The 15,483-nt window shown below is 68.0% G+C and carries 16 protein-coding genes and 1 pseudogene; 8 read left to right on the forward strand and 9 right to left on the reverse strand.

Annotated features, from left to right (window positions below; genetic code table 11):
- Positions 1-289: 289 nt before the first annotated feature.
- The gene (locus ACIQ7M_RS27460) at positions 290-937 is read right to left on the reverse strand and encodes a type III effector protein (RefSeq protein ID WP_403649188.1); all 648 of its coding nucleotides are present in this window, start codon (positions 935-937) and stop codon (positions 290-292) included.
- Positions 938-1,077: 140 nt separating this feature from the next.
- Between ACIQ7M_RS27460 and ACIQ7M_RS27465 the strand changes: the two genes are divergently transcribed.
- From ACIQ7M_RS27465 to ACIQ7M_RS27480, 4 genes are all read left to right on the forward strand, one after another.
- Positions 1,078-1,506 carry an Hsp20/alpha crystallin family protein gene (locus tag ACIQ7M_RS27465; RefSeq protein ID WP_403649191.1) on the forward strand — a complete coding sequence of 143 codons (429 nt, stop codon included), beginning with the start codon at positions 1,078-1,080 and terminating at the stop codon, positions 1,504-1,506.
- Between the two features lie 106 nt (positions 1,507-1,612).
- Positions 1,613-2,053 (forward strand): DUF2267 domain-containing protein, encoded by a 441-nt coding sequence (locus ACIQ7M_RS27470; RefSeq protein WP_403649194.1) that lies wholly within the window; start codon positions 1,613-1,615, stop codon positions 2,051-2,053.
- A gap of 4 nt (positions 2,054-2,057) precedes the next feature.
- Positions 2,058-2,513, forward strand: a complete 456-nt coding sequence (locus tag ACIQ7M_RS27475; protein WP_403649197.1) for an ANTAR domain-containing protein — start codon at positions 2,058-2,060, stop codon at positions 2,511-2,513.
- Positions 2,510-2,845 (forward strand): transposase, encoded by a 336-nt coding sequence (locus ACIQ7M_RS27480; RefSeq protein WP_403649200.1) that lies wholly within the window; start codon positions 2,510-2,512, stop codon positions 2,843-2,845. Before ACIQ7M_RS27475 ends, ACIQ7M_RS27480 begins: the two co-directional genes overlap by 4 nt.
- A gap of 859 nt (positions 2,846-3,704) precedes the next feature.
- On the opposite strand, the gene ACIQ7M_RS27485 is transcribed toward ACIQ7M_RS27480, so the two are convergent.
- Positions 3,705-4,100, reverse strand: a complete 396-nt coding sequence (locus tag ACIQ7M_RS27485; RefSeq protein ID WP_403649203.1) for a DUF2267 domain-containing protein — start codon at positions 4,098-4,100, stop codon at positions 3,705-3,707.
- A 100-nt stretch (positions 4,101-4,200) separates the two neighbouring features.
- Positions 4,201-4,635 carry an Hsp20/alpha crystallin family protein gene (locus ACIQ7M_RS27490; protein WP_403649206.1) on the reverse strand — a complete coding sequence of 145 codons (435 nt, stop codon included), beginning with the start codon at positions 4,633-4,635 and terminating at the stop codon, positions 4,201-4,203.
- Between the two features lie 1,448 nt (positions 4,636-6,083).
- Between ACIQ7M_RS27490 and ACIQ7M_RS27495 the strand changes: the two genes are divergently transcribed.
- The gene (locus ACIQ7M_RS27495) at positions 6,084-6,410 is read left to right on the forward strand and encodes a MerR family transcriptional regulator (RefSeq protein ID WP_403649209.1); all 327 of its coding nucleotides are present in this window, start codon (positions 6,084-6,086) and stop codon (positions 6,408-6,410) included.
- A 272-nt stretch (positions 6,411-6,682) separates the two neighbouring features.
- Here ACIQ7M_RS27495 and ACIQ7M_RS27500 read toward each other — a convergent pair whose 3' ends face one another.
- A complete protein-coding gene (locus ACIQ7M_RS27500) occupies positions 6,683-6,859 on the reverse strand; it encodes a CsbD family protein (protein WP_403649212.1) in 177 nt (58 codons plus the stop codon).
- Positions 6,860-7,039: 180 nt separating this feature from the next.
- Here ACIQ7M_RS27500 and ACIQ7M_RS27505 point away from each other — a divergent pair, with 180 nt between their 5' ends.
- Together ACIQ7M_RS27505 and ACIQ7M_RS27510 are read left to right on the forward strand one after the other, a co-directional pair.
- Positions 7,040-7,210 (forward strand): hydrophobic protein, encoded by a 171-nt coding sequence (locus ACIQ7M_RS27505; protein ID WP_403649215.1) that lies wholly within the window; start codon positions 7,040-7,042, stop codon positions 7,208-7,210.
- Positions 7,211-7,547: 337 nt separating this feature from the next.
- Positions 7,548-7,631 (forward strand): annotated as a pseudogene (locus ACIQ7M_RS27510) (PRC-barrel domain containing protein); the annotation flags it as partial.
- A 99-nt stretch (positions 7,632-7,730) separates the two neighbouring features.
- Here the strand turns inward: ACIQ7M_RS27510 and ACIQ7M_RS27515 are convergent.
- From ACIQ7M_RS27515 to ACIQ7M_RS27530, 4 genes are all read right to left on the reverse strand, one after another.
- On the reverse strand, positions 7,731-8,933 hold the full coding sequence (locus ACIQ7M_RS27515) for a PP2C family protein-serine/threonine phosphatase (RefSeq protein ID WP_403649740.1): 1,203 nt from the start codon (positions 8,931-8,933) through the stop codon (positions 7,731-7,733).
- A 664-nt stretch (positions 8,934-9,597) separates the two neighbouring features.
- Entirely contained in the window at positions 9,598-9,747 is a 150-nt protein-coding gene (locus ACIQ7M_RS27520) for a hypothetical protein (protein ID WP_403649218.1), read from the reverse strand.
- Between the two features lie 299 nt (positions 9,748-10,046).
- On the reverse strand, positions 10,047-10,367 hold the full coding sequence (locus ACIQ7M_RS27525) for a hypothetical protein (protein ID WP_403649221.1): 321 nt from the start codon (positions 10,365-10,367) through the stop codon (positions 10,047-10,049).
- Between the two features lie 291 nt (positions 10,368-10,658).
- Positions 10,659-10,874 carry a DUF6243 family protein gene (locus ACIQ7M_RS27530; protein ID WP_386983276.1) on the reverse strand — a complete coding sequence of 72 codons (216 nt, stop codon included), beginning with the start codon at positions 10,872-10,874 and terminating at the stop codon, positions 10,659-10,661.
- Between the two features lie 1,373 nt (positions 10,875-12,247).
- Between ACIQ7M_RS27530 and ACIQ7M_RS27535 the strand changes: the two genes are divergently transcribed.
- The gene (locus tag ACIQ7M_RS27535) at positions 12,248-13,933 is read left to right on the forward strand and encodes a ricin-type beta-trefoil lectin domain protein (RefSeq protein ID WP_403649224.1); all 1,686 of its coding nucleotides are present in this window, start codon (positions 12,248-12,250) and stop codon (positions 13,931-13,933) included.
- A gap of 350 nt (positions 13,934-14,283) precedes the next feature.
- Here the strand turns inward: ACIQ7M_RS27535 and ACIQ7M_RS27540 are convergent, their stop codons facing one another.
- The gene (locus ACIQ7M_RS27540) at positions 14,284-15,309 is read right to left on the reverse strand and encodes a LysR family transcriptional regulator (protein ID WP_403649227.1); all 1,026 of its coding nucleotides are present in this window, start codon (positions 15,307-15,309) and stop codon (positions 14,284-14,286) included.
- Positions 15,310-15,483: the final 174 nt, after the last annotated feature.

A 15,483-nucleotide genomic window follows, 5' to 3' on the forward strand; every position in this document is an offset into this window, starting at 1 on the left:
GCCGAAACGGGTGCCGCACACCAGCAGCCCCGCACACAACGCCCGCCGCGGGAACCCGCCCTGCCATTGCCCACGCCGGTGCGTTCCCCGCTCGTTCGTCGGCGTTCAGCCGGTTCACGCAGTCGGGTAGCGGAGCGGGCGGCCGATCCCGCAACGGGAGCAGCGCGCCCTGGACCGGGGCATCAATTCATGTCCGCAACCGACTCCCGAACTGGCTTGAAACGACACCCACGGAAACTGACACAGCCATACGCGTGGCACGGCCCTCGCTGCAGGGGTTGGCCGACTGTCACTGCCTGTCGGAGGAGCGTTGGCGGTGTTCGTTCTCGCGCATCTCGCGGGTCTGGCGGCCGATGTCGGTGACTCGGTCGGCGAGGGTGGGATGGGCGGGGCGCAGGTAGGGGCCTGCGTCGGAGAGGGGGCCCAGGAGCTCGGCCGGGTCGCTGTTGCCGAGCGCGGCGTGCAGGGCGGTGAGGGCGTCGTCGGCCGCGGTGGGAAGGTCCGGCAGGGCGGTGATGGTTCCGGCGAGCTGGCGCAGCGCGGCGGCTTGGTCGTGGGCCCAGGTCGTGACGGAGCGGTCGGCGGCGCGCTGGTCGCGGGTGGCCTGCACGCGCTGTTCTTTGGTGGTGCCGTCCGCGCCAGGGCGCACCCGCAGGTAGCGGCGTTCGGCGGCTTGGCGGCTGGCGACACCGAGCGGGTGGGCCAGGTCGGCCCAGCTAGCGCCGGCCTGCCGGGCCGTCTCGATCAGTGCGGGCTCCCAGAGAACCAGTTGTTCACGTACCTGGCGCAGGAGCAGGAGTGCGGCTATGGCTTTTTCGGGATCGTCGGTGGAGGCGTCCTCGGCGATCCGCGCCGTCCTCATGGCCTGGGCGATGGCTTCGAGCGCGAGGGCTGTCGCTTCGAAGGAGGCCGGTGCCGGGGTTCCGCCGTCGCTCATTGCCGCTCCTCGTGCCGCCGCATCGCATTGTCGTCGTCTAGATGACATCTGAACTTGTCGTCGCCTGGATGACATGTTACAACGGGATCAGGTGAAGCGCATTGGCAGCAACTGCCTGAACTCATCTGGAGGTGTCTACCGTGTTGATGCGCACCGACCCGTTCCGTGAACTCGACCGCCTGGCCCAGCATTTGACGGGTCCGGGAACGTGGACCCGCCCCTCCGCGATGCCGATGGACGCCTACCGCGACGGCGACCAGTACGTCATCGCCTTCGACCTGCCGGGCCTCACGCCCGACGCGCTCGACATCGACGTCGAGCGGAACATGCTCACCTTGAAGGCGGAGCGGCGTCCCCTGCCGCGGTCCGAGAACGCCCAGACCGAACTGTCCGAACGGCCTCTGGGCGTCTTCTCCCGGCAGATCGTCCTGGCCGACACCCTCGACACCGAGAACATCCTCGCGGAGTACGAAGCCGGCGTCCTGACCCTGCGCATCCCGATCGCCGAACGGGCCAAGCCGCGCAAGGTCAGTGTGCGCAGTGGCGAACACCGGCAGCTCGACAGCTGATCCGCCGTCAGCACACCCCCGGCCGGGCCCAGACGGGACCGCCAGGCCTCGCCCTGGGCCCAGGCCCCCGCAGAAAGTTCGGTCCACGCACGGAAGCCATCGCGTCATGACCCTTCTCTCACCCCCCGTGCCCTCCGCCCCGGCGGCGACGCCCGCCTACGAACAGTTGGTGGAGACCGTGCGCCACGAAGGCGCCTACCCCACCCGACGCCAGGCACAGGACGCCGTACGCCGCGTCTTTGAGGCTCTGGGCCGCCAACTGACCGGCGAGGAGCGCGTGGAACTCACCGCACGCCTGCCCCGCGAAGCAGCCCGTTTCCTCGCTTCACAGATTCCCGCCACCACACCCCTGACCGGCTGGGGCTTCGTGAAGGACCTCGCCGAACGGACAGGCACCACCCCGGCCACGACTCGCTGGGACACCGGCGCCGTCCTCGCTGTCGTCGCCCGGCTCGCTGGAGACGACCTGACCGCCCGGATCACCGAACAGCTCCCCAAGGGCTACGCCCTGCTGTTCGGACGAGCCCAACTCACCCGACCCTCCTAACGCCATGGACAAGACCTCACCGTTCCTCGCGCCCGTTGCCGACCTCGGCAACGGCCGGAATGTGCCCTTCTCCGAAGGCGCACACAGCACCCGTCCCTGCACGGGTGCCGGCACGCCGCCCGGCCGGGAAGACCTCGCTCACCGGATCAGCCAACTGCAGGAGGAGATCGGCCAACTCCACTGCGCCATCGACTCGCACGCCGTCGTCGACCAGGCGATCGGCGTGGTCATCTCCCTCGGCGGCCTCACGCCCGACCAGGGCTTCGACGTCCTGCGCACCGTCTCTCAGCACACCAACGTCAAACTGCGAAAGGTCGCGGAACAGATCATCGCCTGGGCGCACGACGAACAACTGGACCAGGACATCCGGCAAGCTCTGAACACTGCGCTGCACAATGCCGGGGCCATCCGCCGCACGACGTTCCGGGCCGCCCACTCCGCTGTACAGAACGGCGAATGAGCCTGTCACCGTGCTCTGGACAGCTCTGCTTCCGCTCCTTGCGAGGCACGGACGGCAAGGGCGTGACAGTGAGCAGCGGCCCGGGAGCGGCCCACGCCGGCCCTGGCCGCCCCCTGCTGCTGTCGCCACGGAACTTGGACTGCCTCGGCCTGGTCGTCGCGGTAACCGCGGCGAGCGTGCAGGACCGCGACGCCGCCGTCCCACTGCTGGAGTGGCTTCGCAAGACGTACTTCTCCATCCGCCTGGTGTGGGCAGACGGTGGCTATGCCGGGCGCTTGGTCGACTGGGCGGCCGAGAAACACGCCGGGTTCGTGGTGCTGCCGCGCAGGTGAGTGGTGGAGAGAACGCTGAGCCGGCTGATGCGCTCGCGCCGTCTGGTGCGTGACTACGAGAGGCTGCCCGCCATGCACGAGGTCATGATGCTGTGGTCGATGTCCATGCTGATGAGCGGCCGGCTGGCCGGGCGTCGGCCTGGGCGCCTTCAGCCGGCCGACGTCTCGAGCGGGGTGACCGCCCCTGGCCGCCCCGGCTGGCCCCACCCGCGCTCCCCCAGGCGTTTCGCTTCGACCGCAGCCCCTCCACCTTCGCCGGAACCACCTCCAGCCCCAGTGCTGCGGCCAGCTGCTGACAGGGCCTTCCCGGCCGCCTCCGACTCCAGCACGGACATGATCCGCTAGTAATCCAGAGGCAGGACCGACGCCTCGATGTCCTCGGCCCGGTGCGACACCATCGACCCAGTCACCGCGCATGCCACCGACTCCGCGGCCGAGACGGGCGGCTCGGCCAGCACCTCGGCACCGTCACGCGGGCATCCGCCAGACGTTGAAGGGCCCGTTCCGCCGCGCCAGGAAGCCTTCACCTGCTCGGCCTCCTCCCGCAGCCATGCCCGCCCGTCCCGGACCTTCTTCCCGGGTCTCCCGCAGACCGAGTACCGACGGCACAGGCCACTTCCGCAAGCGAGACGAACTGACGAAGTACGCCCATCTCTCCCGCTGCCAGCCGGAGTTCATGCCCACCCAGCCCGAACCAAACGATCACGTCGGAAAGCTGATGGCGTCTCAGAGCAATCCAGAGATGCGATTCGCCCCGGCCTGAAGGGCGGGGCACTCCCACAAGACCAGAGGTGGTCGCCCTTCTCATCGTCGAGGTCGTCGTATGGGTGCCCGGCGGACCCGGGCGCCAGGTGGGTGGTCAGGTGGGCTGGGGGCGGCCGAAGAGGAGGTCGTAGCCAGCGGGAAGCTGGAGCAGAATCTGCTGCATGAGGTGGTCGCCGGCCGCGTCGGCGGCGGTGCTGAGGACGGCGCTGACGTCCCAGGTCGCGGTCGCTTCGGTGGCCCCCTCGATCCAGGCCGCCGTGGCCCGCACGAACCGCTCGGGCGGGAGCGGTTCGGCGCTCTGCAGCGGGTTGAGGAGGATCAGGGCGAACGCCTCCGGCAGGCGTGCGGCCAGTTCGGCACGCACACCGCCGACCAGGTGGGCGCCGAGCAGGGCGAGAACGACGCGGGCTGCGCGTTCGGCTTCCTGAACGCTCTCGTACTCGCCGCGTTCCATCACCCGGTCGAGGAACGCTTCTCGTCGCAGGGTCATGTCAGCCACCGCCTCTCTTGGCCTGCGGAGGGGTGCACAGGACGGGCGGAGGGGAGATCAGGTGCCCGTCCTGCGCCGCCGGCCGGCTCGGTCGCCGGGTTCAACCAGAGATCTCCTTGCGGCAAGGCTCCCCACCGATGGTGATCTTGCGGGGCTTGGCGCGCTCGGCGATCGGGATACGCAGGGTCAGCACCCCGGCGTCGTAGTCGGCCTCGATGCGCTCGGTGTCCAGGGTGTCGGCCAGCACGAGCTGGCGGGAGAAGACACCCAACGGTCGTTCCGACAGTTCCATCTGCACGTCGTCGGCCTTCGCCACGGGCCGACGCTCGGCCTTGACGGTCAGCATGTTCCGCTCGACGTCGATGTCGATCGCTTCCGCGCTGACGCCGGGGAGGTCGAAGGACACCACGTATTCGTCACCTTCGCGGTAAGCGTCCATCGGCATCGCGGAGGGCCGCGTCCAGGTGCCGGAGCCAGCGGCCAGTTGCTGGGCGAGGCGGTCGAGCTCGCGGAAAGGGTCAGTGCGCATCAACATCGCGAAACACCTCCAGAAGGTTCGGGCAGTACCTGCCAATGCGCTTCACTGACACCGTTGTAACACGTCATCCAATAGATGACAAATGGCCTGTCATCGAAAGGATGACAGACCGGAAGGAGCTCCCGCTACAGCAGCCGGCCAGCCGCCCCCTCCCATGCGGACGCCCGGAGCCCGGCCCCGTTCCTGACCGCCGCGGCCGCTCTGGAGATCATCGGCCACGCCGTGCGCGACACCCGCGACCGAGCCACCGGCCCCGCCGACCCGGATGCCGGCCCGCAGCAGTCCCTGGCATCCCTCCTGCTGCTGCGGCAGGGTCGCGAGCAGCTCGCCGGATGGGAAACCGGTCTGATCGAAACCGCCCGCCACGCGGGCATCAGCTGGGGCCGATCCCGCCCATCCCCTCGGCGTCGCCAGCCGCCAGGCCGCCGAACGCCGCTACCTGCGCAACCGCCCCGGCACCTCCGGAACCACCGCGGAACAGCGCGTCCAGGCCACCGCAAACCTCGCGACGCCGACCGCACCCACACCGCGTGGGCACGCGACAACGCCGCAGCCCTGCGCCGCCTCGACACCCTCACCGGGCAAGGCGACCAGCACCCTGACCGGCCCGGCCACGCATAACGACGGCCCACCACACGCACAGCACAGGCCACCGCAAAAGGGCGCGCACCCCAGCCTCCCGGAAGACTGTTCGAAGCCGGCTATGTCACCGTCGGACACGAGAAAATCTATGTTGGCTGAAGTAGACATCGGGTGGTGGCGTGGCTATGGTTTCTGTCGTAGCAGAGATCAAGCAAGGCCCGGCAGGGATGAACTGCCGGGCAGCAGAACCGCAGTTGCAAGACGGTGCGGTGGTGGAGTTCCGAAGCCAGAGCGGTTGCAGGACGGCGACGGGGCTGACGGCCGGACCGGGTGGCCCGCAGCGATCAGGGGCTGCCATGAGCAGTACAGCAGTTGATGCAGTGGCAGTTCAGCAAGTGCAGTGCGCAGTACCAGCAGTGCGGTTGTCAGTGGTTCCTCGGTGAAGGCGTCGGCTGCGGGCGCGCGTGCCGGGAGGTTCGGCAGTGGGGTTCCAAGCCAGAGTAGACGCAGGACGGGCGACGGGGCTGGCTGCCGAAGAGTGGCGCTGTTCGGTGCCACCAGCAGTACGCAGTACAGCAGTTCCGGTTTCGCAAGTGATTGATTAAGAGGGAAGAACGGAGGGGCCAGGCGCCATCAGGATCGCCCGGACGTAAGCATTGAGTCCGGGTACCGCAGGACATCGATAGTGAGGTGGTCTCCGGTCAAGCAACCGCGATCCCCGCGCCCCCGGCAGCACTCCGGCCGGGTCCGCGGAAACAGAAGGCCGGCGCAGGATCAAGGTCGGCGGATGGTGTAGTAGTTCCTTCGGGGCCCTGGCGCAACGAGCGCCAGGGCCCCTCCACGCGTTCTTCAGAGAGGTGCAAATGACAGCAGACGACTCGTTCGACCGGCTCGACGATGATGACTACCCCGCATACACGATGGGCCGGGCCGCCGAGATGCTCGGCACCACCCAGGGCTTCCTCCGCTCCCTCGGCGAAGCCCGCCTCATCACCCCGCTGCGCTCCGCGGGCGGCCATCGCCGCTACTCCCGCTACCAGTTGCGCATCGCCGCGCGCGCCCGGGAACTCGTCGACCACGGCACTCCGATCGAGGCTGCCTGCCGCATCGTCATCCTCGAAGACCAACTCGAAGAAGCCCAGCGCCTCAACACCGAATACCGCCGCACTACCGAATCGACGAATCCCTAGGCCGCCCGTGCGCACCGGGAAGCGGTCAAGCAGGTGGTCGCTGCTCGTCAACGGCAGCCTGCCACCCATCCCCACAGCCCAGCCTCCACCACGCCAACGATGCCGACCCCTCTTACCCGCATCGGACACGGATCAACTGGCCTGCAACACCCGTGGGATCGATAAGCAGCGCACCGCGCGCCGACGTATGCGGCGCGCTCAGCCGACCGGCGGGCCGGGACAACTCTGAGCCCGGCGCCCATGGGCGGGCGCCGGGCTCAGACTGACAGCGTCTACTGGGGCTTGACGGCATCCTTGGCCTTCTCCTTGGCCTCGCGGAGATCACCCCTGGACTCCTCAGCATGCCCCTTCGCCTTCAGCGACTCGTTGCCGACCGCGCCGCCGACAACCTTCTTGACCTTGCCCTCGACCTGCTCGCCCTTGGCCTGAGCCTTCTCGTCCGCAGCCACAGCCACTCACCCTGTCTCGCTCGACGTCAATACGCTCCTCCGTCTCACCCCGCGTTTCTCTCTCAAACCCGAAGTCCACGCCACGGCATTCCACAGCCTCGACCCCTGTAAGCAATGCATAAGATCCACAGGAATGAAGATCGGTCGGCCGGGCACACGAGGCATCGGAGGTTGATAACTATGGTTCCCGTTCTTCTCGTTCTTCTGCTCGCTCTGATCCTCTTCGGTGCCGGTTTCGCACTCAAGGCACTGTGGTGGATCGCCATCATCGTGCTCGTCGTGTGGGCTCTCGGGTTCGTCATACGGCCCGCAGCCAACGGCGGCAAGCGCGGCCGGTGGTACCGCTGGTAAGCAGGCTTGACCAGAGCATTGATGTGGGTGGTTCCCGGCGCTGCGGCGCCGGGAACCACCCACATTTCATGGTCCCGATATTGCGGAGGGGAAAGCTGCGGGTCGATTGAGGCAGTCCCGCCAGGGTAGTTGGGGACCACGGCCGGAGGCCGGCCGTGACGCCAGGAATCGCGGCCTCCAACGCGGCTCCTCCGGCCGCCCACCTTCCACCACGCGAATGTGTGCAGGCCCAGAGACCGAGCAGGCGGCTTTCTGAGGGAACGTCACGGCATTCGGTGACGTTTGAAGAGCCCCGGTTCAACTGCGGGGCGATGAATTCAGATGAGGGAGAAATTTTATGAGTGACAGCATCTGGGGCTACCAGCCGACCGCGGGCCACACTGCGGGCACCGACCTGACCGGATACAAGGTCGAGGCGACGTCTCGGTGCGGCATGCAAGCCTGGGAGTTCCGGCGGAACGGTGGGCGTTTCAGCGGCCGGGATGCCCGACCGGGTGCGGGTCCGCTGGCCGCCTGCGGATCATAGGCGAATGACGACCAGGGCGATGTCGTCGCGGGCGCCGCTGCTGACGCCGAGGTCCGCCAGCAGCGCGTCGGCAAGGCCTTCGGGCTCGTTGTCCGCGTGGTGGATGAGCACGTCGGTGAGGCGTTGCAGGCTGTCGTCGATGTCCTCGCCGCGGCGTTCGATGAGGCCGTCGGTGTAGAGCACAAAGGTGTCACCCTGGGTGTAGGGGAGGTCGCCGTGGGGGTGGGGGACGTCTTGAGGGCGGGCTCCCAGCGGAGGGTCGGTGGCCCGGTCAAGAAGGTCGAAGGTGCCGTCCGGGTGGAGCAGGATGGGGGGCGGGTGGCCGGCACTGCTGTACATGATGCGGCGAGCGCGGGTGTCGACGACGGCTTGGACGACAGTGGTGGCCAGTGCACCCTCCACGTCGCGGGCATACAGGCTCAGGACGTCCAGGGCTCTCGCGGGCCGTTCCACGGCCCGGACGACTGCGGACAAGGCGCTGCGGAGCATGCCCATGACGGCGGCGGCCTCCAGACCGTGGCCGACGACATCGCCGACCGCGACGGCGCACCTGTTACCGGGCAGGTCGATCACCTCGTACCAGTCCCCGCAGACGTTGAGCGACCCGGCGGCGGGCAGGTAGCGCACCGCGGTGTCCCGGTGACGGGGCAGGTGGGGCGAGTGGAGCATGGCCTCCTGCAGCGTGAGGGCGACCCGGCGTTCCCGGGCGTGGGCTTCGCGCAGTTCCTCATTCAGGCGCTTGAGCTCACGCGCCCGGGCGTACAGCTCGACCTCCCTCTCCGCCGCGTCGCTGAGTGCGCCGCCGTCTCGCAGACGAGGGTGGGAGCGGATGAACGAGGTCACGTCCTCCCCCCGATGAAGGATCCACCGTACCTGCCCATCCGGCCCGAGCACCGGGGTGTTGATCGCGGACCACCACCGCTCCTCGAACACGCCGGGTCGGTCAGCCACGGGGATGTCGTATTTCATCGGCGCCATGGTGTCGGGCTCTTTCGAGCTCAGGACCCGGTGCAGGGAAGCATGCAGATTCTGTACGCCGTCGGCATCGGCGTCCGACGGATTGTCGGGGAAGGCATCGAAGAGGTACCGCCCGAGCAGATCCTCCCGGGTACGACCGGTCACGCGGCAAGCCGCCTCATTGACGTCGGTGAGGACCAGGTCCGGGCCCAGCACCATGCAGGGACTGGGGGTGACCATGAACAGGGCCCGGTAGTCGATCGCCGACCGCGCCTCACAGGACGGCCGTGCATTCTCGGCAGGGCTGTTCTCGTTCCTCACCCTTAAGTTCTACCGCTCGCCGGGATCCTCGGCACCTGGCCGTGCGAGCAACGAGGGCGAGACATCATCGTCAGCGGAGCCCGCTTCTTCGCACCGGACTGGGAGAACCACTGACATCGCACGCCGGGCCGCTACTCCCACCACCGGCGGCCGCACCGCGATGACCGTTCCCGGGCGTCCGGGAGCTGACATGCCTGTCGAGGCGGCGGAAGGCCGGCCGAGTGGGGCTTGGCTGCGTGGCCCTGGCCTGGGGACTGGCCGACAGGCGGCTTGGCCCGGAAGGACTTCTTAACACGCCAAGCACGTTTTCCGCCTACTCCTGCGAGCCTTTATCTGGCCAGCGTGGAGAAAATTGAGGCGAATTCCCGACACTCAGTCTGCGTTTATAAGATTTTTCAGCACCCTTGCGCCATGCAGCAAACACAATACTCGCCGCGCCGAAAATCGCGAGGAAACCGATGATCCCGTAAACCTCATCCTTTGTTCCGGCAATAGTGCTGATCAATTCGGGAATACAACTGCGGACGCCGGACGACCGTCTCCGGAACCCCCCGCCTGAACGCGTGTTGCACCGCCCCGTGAACTATGCCGTGCCGACCAGCACGTAGAACAGCAGGGCCGCAGCCCCCATGAGCGCAAGGGGCAAGATGATCACTGCCACAATGATCTTAAGGAGGATCAACAGGCGGTCCGCTGGTGTGTGCGGCTCCCGCAGCAGGCTTTGATCACCCATGAGTCTCCCCCTCGGCCACACTGTTCAGCGGTGGTTGGCGGAGTTTAAGTGACCGTGTCACTCCGACCGATCGGCGCCCCCTCGATGCGAACTATGGGCGGGGTGGTCGTTGAGGTCTGCCGGGCCGGTGAACGAGTCGCCCAGCGTGGATGACGGTCGGCTGCGGTCATGTCGGTTGCTGGACCGCCGTGCTGTACCGCGGTCCGACCCGATCCCGTGGCAACTGCCCTTTACTCTCTGACGTTGCAGAAGCCGATCACGTCCTCGAGCCCTACTGGTACTGGCCTGGACCGTACCGGTCACTTCCTGCGGACGGCCAAGAGCGCCAGCAGCGTGCTCATGAGCAACACGAACACCACGAGCGAGGCAAAGAACAGGGCCTCAAGCCAGCCAGCATTCGCACCGGTGAGCGTGCCGTTCGCAGACAGGCATGCCACCTCCGGCGGAAAGCTCTGCCTACGCAGATCACCGCAGGCGTTCGGCAGGTCGTCATTGATGACGTACGCGTTCACCCAGCACAGAGCCCAGCTCATGAGGAAGACACCCAGCGAGGCCAAAGAGACACCCCGCAACGCGTTCAAGGAGGGGGCTGTCTGAGGGTCCGTGGAAGGTGTCGTCATGGCCGGGAGCGTACCCGGCACGAACTTCTTGGCGCTGCGGCTAGGCCGGTTACCTGACCACCCTCCTCAGCCCACTACTCGCCCCAGCTCCCATCCTGTCTGAGGACGCGCTCGAGATGCCGGTTGTCCAGTCGGTGAGGTGGTCGGTGTCGCCCCTGGGGACCGTCGGCCGAGAGCTGAGCGGGACCGGCCGCGCACGGTACGGCAGGAGAGCCCCGATACGGCAACAGGGCCCGGACCGCGATGTGCGGTCCGGGCCCTGTTCTGGTGCCGCCCCTCGGCGGCGGTGCGTCAGCTCTGCGCGGTGTCGTCGTCCGCCTGCCCGGCGCCCTCAGCTGCAGCTGCCTTCTCCCGCATCTTGCGCACCAGCTCCGCCTTCCGGTCGGCTGCACCCTGGCGGTCGAGGTTGCGGTGCGGACCGTGGTTCTGCCGCTCGGCGCGGGACAGCTTCTTGCGCTGGCCGCCACCCATGCCCACGGGGTTGTTGATGTTCTTGCTCACGGTCACGGGTTCTCCCGGTAATGATGTGAAGTGATCTACGGATTCATCGATGTGGGACGGGCGTCGTCGTCGAAGGACGTCAGCAGGGGCCCATCGCGCTCTCACTCATAAATCGGCGCCTAGGAGAACATGACAAAGACGTTACCCGGTTCCGTCGGCCCCGCATACCAACCTGTTCGCCGCCCGGCATCGGCCGGGCCCTTCGGAGAGCCCGAGGTCAGACGTCTCCTTCCGGGAATCTCAGCACCGCCGACACCGGCCAGTGGTCGCCGCCCGTCCGGGGCAGGACCAGATGGGCGCTACTGGGCCACCGCGGGCGTTGTCAGTGATCGCGAGCACACTGCCCGCATGAGAGATCATCTCACTTGCGCCCCGCCTCTCCGGGACAACCTTTGGCTCGGGCAGAGGCGGCTCTCCTGCTGTCTCCCAGTCCCACGGCCTTTTCGCCACGCGGTGGACATCGCCCACGGGAAGAGGACAGGGCATCCGGGATCCCCAGTAGCCGAGGCCGAGGTGCCCAAGGCCCAACAAGGGCCCTGGTGAAAAAGGACTGCGCCGAGAACCTTCCGCAGCGCTCGATGTGGTCGAACACGACCCGGTGGTCCTTGGCTGCGCGGGATCGCCACTCCAGGACCTGTCTCGCGAGTCAGGTCCTCCAGGACCAGGTCTTGAACAACGGTCGACGCAGCAGTCGACGGTACCGGTGCGGGAGCAACCGGGGCAGGACGCTGGGCGGGCAGCATGAGTGGGGCAGCCGACTTGGACGGGCCCCCACCGACGTGCTGCGCGGCCGAGGCCTCGGCACACCTCCGAGCTGCCGCGGGCCCGCCGGACACGGACCTGCTCCCACCGGTGTTCGCGGGCCCGAGCCTGGACGGTGCCCGTCTCGCGGAGTTACCGTCCGGCCGCTGTGCGTCGCTGTACCTCAGCACGTCATGTCGCCTTTGCGCCATGCGCAGACACGCCCCGACTGGCCGTGCCATGGGGACGGAGTCGCGGATATCGACCCCTCCCAACCGTGGTCGTTCCGGAGCCTTGACTGCATTGGTCCGGTCCAATAGCGTCGCCCCGCACAGAACTCCACATGGTTCAACACCCAGTTCAACACCCACCAGCCGTCACCCGCACTCTGACGATGATCCGCTGGCTAGGGGACGCAAGGCCGGGCGTCCGCCATGGGCTGCCTGTCCACGGCTGCTCAGGCAACGGTCTTCGCCTTGTTCGTCGTCGTTCAGATCCGCAAGAGCGCGTGCACTGCTCACCGTTGGTGGAGATCACCAGAGACGGCGTAGCGGACCAGCACGGTCATGCCTTTTCTTCGGAGGTCAAGACACATGCAGTTATCCCTTGCGAGACCGCGGCGCGGCGGGTGGAAGCGAGTGCTCAGGCTGGTTCCCGTCGTCGCGGTCACGGTGGCGACCACCGTCGTCGGGACGCTCAACGCCGAGGCGGCGGTGCCCCCGACTCCGTCGGGCTTCAGCCTCACCTGGAGCGACGACTTCAACGGTGCGTCCGGCACCGGCATCGACCAGAGCCTGTGGAAGTACGACACCGGGCCGGGCAGCAACTTCGGCACCGGCGAGATCGAGACCATGACCAGCAGCACGTCGAACGTCTATTACGACGGCCAGGGTCACCTGGTGCTCCAGGCCCTGCACTCGGGTTCCGACCCGCGGGGCGGATGGACCTCAGGGCGTGTGGAGACCCAGTCGGCGTCCTTCGGCGCCCCGGCCGGCGGCGTCGTACGTATCGAGTCCGTCCTCCAGCAGCCCAACGTCACCACCGCCAACGGTGCGGGCTACTGGCCGGCGTTCTGGATGCTCGGCGCGCCGCTGCGTGACGGTGTGACCTGGCCGAAGTCCGGCGAGGTCGACATCATGGAGGACATCAACGGCCGCAGCTCCGTCTTCAGCACGCTGCACTGCGGTGTGAACCCGGGCGGGCCGTGCAACGAGTCGACCGGTCTCGGTTCGGGTGAGCGTGCCTGTTCGGGCTGCCAGACAGGCTTCCACGACTACGCGGCGGAGATCGACCGCTCGGTGTCGCCGGAGCAGATCAGGTTCTACCTCGACGGGAACAACTTCTTCACGGTCAATGCCAACCAGGTGGACGCGACGACCTGGGCCGACGCGGTCGACCACCCGTTCTTCATCATCTACGACCTGGCGATCGGCGGCGGCTTCCCGGACGCCTTCGGCGGAGGTCCCAACGCGGCCACGGTCTCCGGCGGCAAGCTGGTCGTCGACTCGGTGGCCGTCTACAACAAGGGGCCCGGCTCCGGGGGTGGTGGCGGCGGTTCGGTGACGGGCCAGACGATCACCGGTCCGGGCGGCAAATGTGTCGACGTGGCGGGTGACGACACCGGCGGTGACGGCGCCGCGGTCCAGCTCTGGGACTGCCAGTCGGCGGCGAAGGACCAGCACTGGACCTGGAGCGGCCAGACGCTGCAGACCCTCGGCAAGTGCCTGGACATCGCCGGCGGCAACAGCGCAGGGGGGACGAAGCTGCAGCTGGCCACGTGCAACAGTGGTGGCTACCAGAACTGGGTGCGGCAGCCCGACGGTACGCTGCGCAACCCGGCCAGCGGCCGGTGCGTCGACTCCCCGTCGGGTGCCACGGCCAACGGCACGCGGCTGCAGATCTGGGACTGCAACGGTTCCGGTGCCCAGCAGTTCGCCATCGGTGCCCCGATCTACGGGCCGGGCGGCAAGTGCGTGGACGTGGCGGGTGACGACACCGGCGGCGACGGCACCGCGGTCCAGCTCTGGGACTGTCAGCAGGCGACCTCCCTCGACCAGAAGTGGACCTGGAGCGGCCAGACCCTGCGGGCCCTCGGCAAGTGCCTGGACATCGCCGGCGGCGTCAACGCGAACGGCACGAAGCTCCAGTTGGCCACCTGCAACGGCGGCGGGTATCAGAACTGGGTCTCCAACGCCGACGGTTCGCTGGCCAACCCGACCACGGGCCGGTGCGTCGACTCCCCGTCGGGTGCCACAGCCAACGGCACACGCCTGCAGATCTGGGACTGCAACAGTTCCGGCGCCCAGAAGTTCGCTCTGGCGTGAGAGAGGACCGCGGCCACCGGCGGAAGTCAACTGCGGCCAGACCCTGATGTGCCGTCATACCCCTTGAACCGGGGCCGGGTACGTCGAAGGGCCACACCTCGACCGGTGCGGCCCTTCGGTGTCGTCGCTCGTCGCCCGTGGGCACCGGCGACGTACAGGAGTACCGACGGAGTGCAGGGGTCAGCAGTCAGCAGTCAGCAGTCAGCAGTCAGCAGTCAGCAGTCAGCAGTCAGCAGTCAGCAGTCAGGACAGCGTGAGGCGTTGGCTCCGCGACTCCGAGTGGGACGGAAAGTGGTCCGGTGCTTCCGTCGGGTTCCGCGGGCCGGGGCCTTCGGCGCCGCCCATCGGCGCTATCGGCGCTGCCGCCCGTCCGTCGCGAGCACCCGTACGGATGTCTCGTCCGCGACGACGTTCCCGTCCTCGCACAGCCCTCGCGCGGCTTCCGGCATACCCGAACGCTCCAGCCACGCACGGTACACGGGCGCCTGACGGGCCACCTCCCAGTATGCCTCCACCAATTCGTCGTATCCGCAGTCCAGTTCAGCCTCCGAGCGCGCGGCGAGCAGCAGGCGCACCCCGATCGGGTCACCCTGGAGAGGCCGGACCACGACATCGGGGCGCGGGAGCGCGGTGGGCTGGCTGACCGTGACGACGTCGCCGGTGGCGGCCAGTGAGTACGCGGTGAGGTAGTCGCCGTGGAGCATGTCGGGTTCGATGCCCGCCTCACGCAGGACCCGGCAGAGACCGTCCCATTCGCCGTCCACCGTGGAGTCCACCATCCACCGGTCGTCGGCCAGGTCGGCGAGGCGTACCTCGGCCTTCAGGGCCGCGGGGTGGTCGGGAGCCAGGGTGACGAACTGCGGTTCGCGTTCGATCACCGGGCGCAGAGCGAGCCCTGACGGCACGCACAGGGGGCTGCCCTCGACCTCGTGCACGAAGGCCAGTCCGAGCCATCCCCCGGCGACCATCCGCAGGAGGGAGTTCGCCGAGGCGTCCATCCGGAGTGTGGGATCGGCGCGGGGTTCGCGGGCGCGCAACCGGCGCAGCCAGCCCGGCAGGGCCCGGCTCGCGGTCGCACCGATCTGCAGGGTGTTCGCGTCCGTGGCCCGGGCCACGGCGGCTCTTGTCTCCGTCACGATCGCGGCGAGTTCGGTGACGAGCGGTCGGGCGCGGCTCAACACGGCCAGGCCCACCGGGGTCGGACGGCAGCCCGTACCCGCGCGAACGAAGAGCTGCGTACCGAGCGTCCGCTCGATGCGGCGCAATTGGGCGCTCAACGAGGGCTGGGCCACGCCGAGTTCACGTGCCGCCTTGTGCAGGCTGCCCGTGTCGGCGATGGCGCACAGGGCACGTAAGTGCCTCACCTCGAGCTCCATGCGGGAAGCGTAGGGGAGCCTCCGCATGACCACCAGATGTTCAAATCGCTACGAAGTCAGACGAGTTGACTGTCCCGATAGCCCGGCACTATCCCCGATTGCCATCATCCACAGCCCCCTTGGCCTCCGCGAGACTCCTGCTGAACCAATCGTTCACCACCCCACACGAACGAG

It is taken from the genome of Streptomyces sp. NPDC096324 (genome assembly GCF_044763015.1).
Classification (GTDB): domain Bacteria; phylum Actinomycetota; class Actinomycetes; order Streptomycetales; family Streptomycetaceae; genus Streptomyces.

Coding starts and splice junctions, on each gene's coding strand:
- ACIQ7M_RS27490 (WP_403649206.1), bottom strand. CDS start 4,635: ATGTTGATGCGCACTGACCCTTTCCGCGAGCTCGACCGCCTCGCCCAG.
- ACIQ7M_RS27495 (WP_403649209.1), top strand. CDS start 6,084: ATGACAGCAGACGACTCGTTCGACCGGCTCGACGATGATGACTACCCC.
- ACIQ7M_RS27470 (WP_403649194.1), top strand. CDS start 1,613: ATGACCCTTCTCTCACCCCCCGTGCCCTCCGCCCCGGCGGCGACGCCC.
- ACIQ7M_RS27505 (WP_403649215.1), top strand. CDS start 7,040: ATGGTTCCCGTTCTTCTCGTTCTTCTGCTCGCTCTGATCCTCTTCGGT.
- ACIQ7M_RS27520 (WP_403649218.1), bottom strand. CDS start 9,747: ATGGGTGATCAAAGCCTGCTGCGGGAGCCGCACACACCAGCGGACCGC.
- ACIQ7M_RS27540 (WP_403649227.1), bottom strand. CDS start 15,309: ATGGAGCTCGAGGTGAGGCACTTACGTGCCCTGTGCGCCATCGCCGAC.
- ACIQ7M_RS27525 (WP_403649221.1), bottom strand. CDS start 10,367: ATGACGACACCTTCCACGGACCCTCAGACAGCCCCCTCCTTGAACGCG.
- ACIQ7M_RS27515 (WP_403649740.1), bottom strand. CDS start 8,933: ATGGTCACCCCCAGTCCCTGCATGGTGCTGGGCCCGGACCTGGTCCTC.
- ACIQ7M_RS27460 (WP_403649188.1), bottom strand. CDS start 937: ATGAGCGACGGCGGAACCCCGGCACCGGCCTCCTTCGAAGCGACAGCC.
- ACIQ7M_RS27475 (WP_403649197.1), top strand. CDS start 2,058: ATGGACAAGACCTCACCGTTCCTCGCGCCCGTTGCCGACCTCGGCAAC.
- ACIQ7M_RS27480 (WP_403649200.1), top strand. CDS start 2,510: ATGAGCCTGTCACCGTGCTCTGGACAGCTCTGCTTCCGCTCCTTGCGA.
- ACIQ7M_RS27485 (WP_403649203.1), bottom strand. CDS start 4,100: ATGACCCTGCGACGAGAAGCGTTCCTCGACCGGGTGATGGAACGCGGC.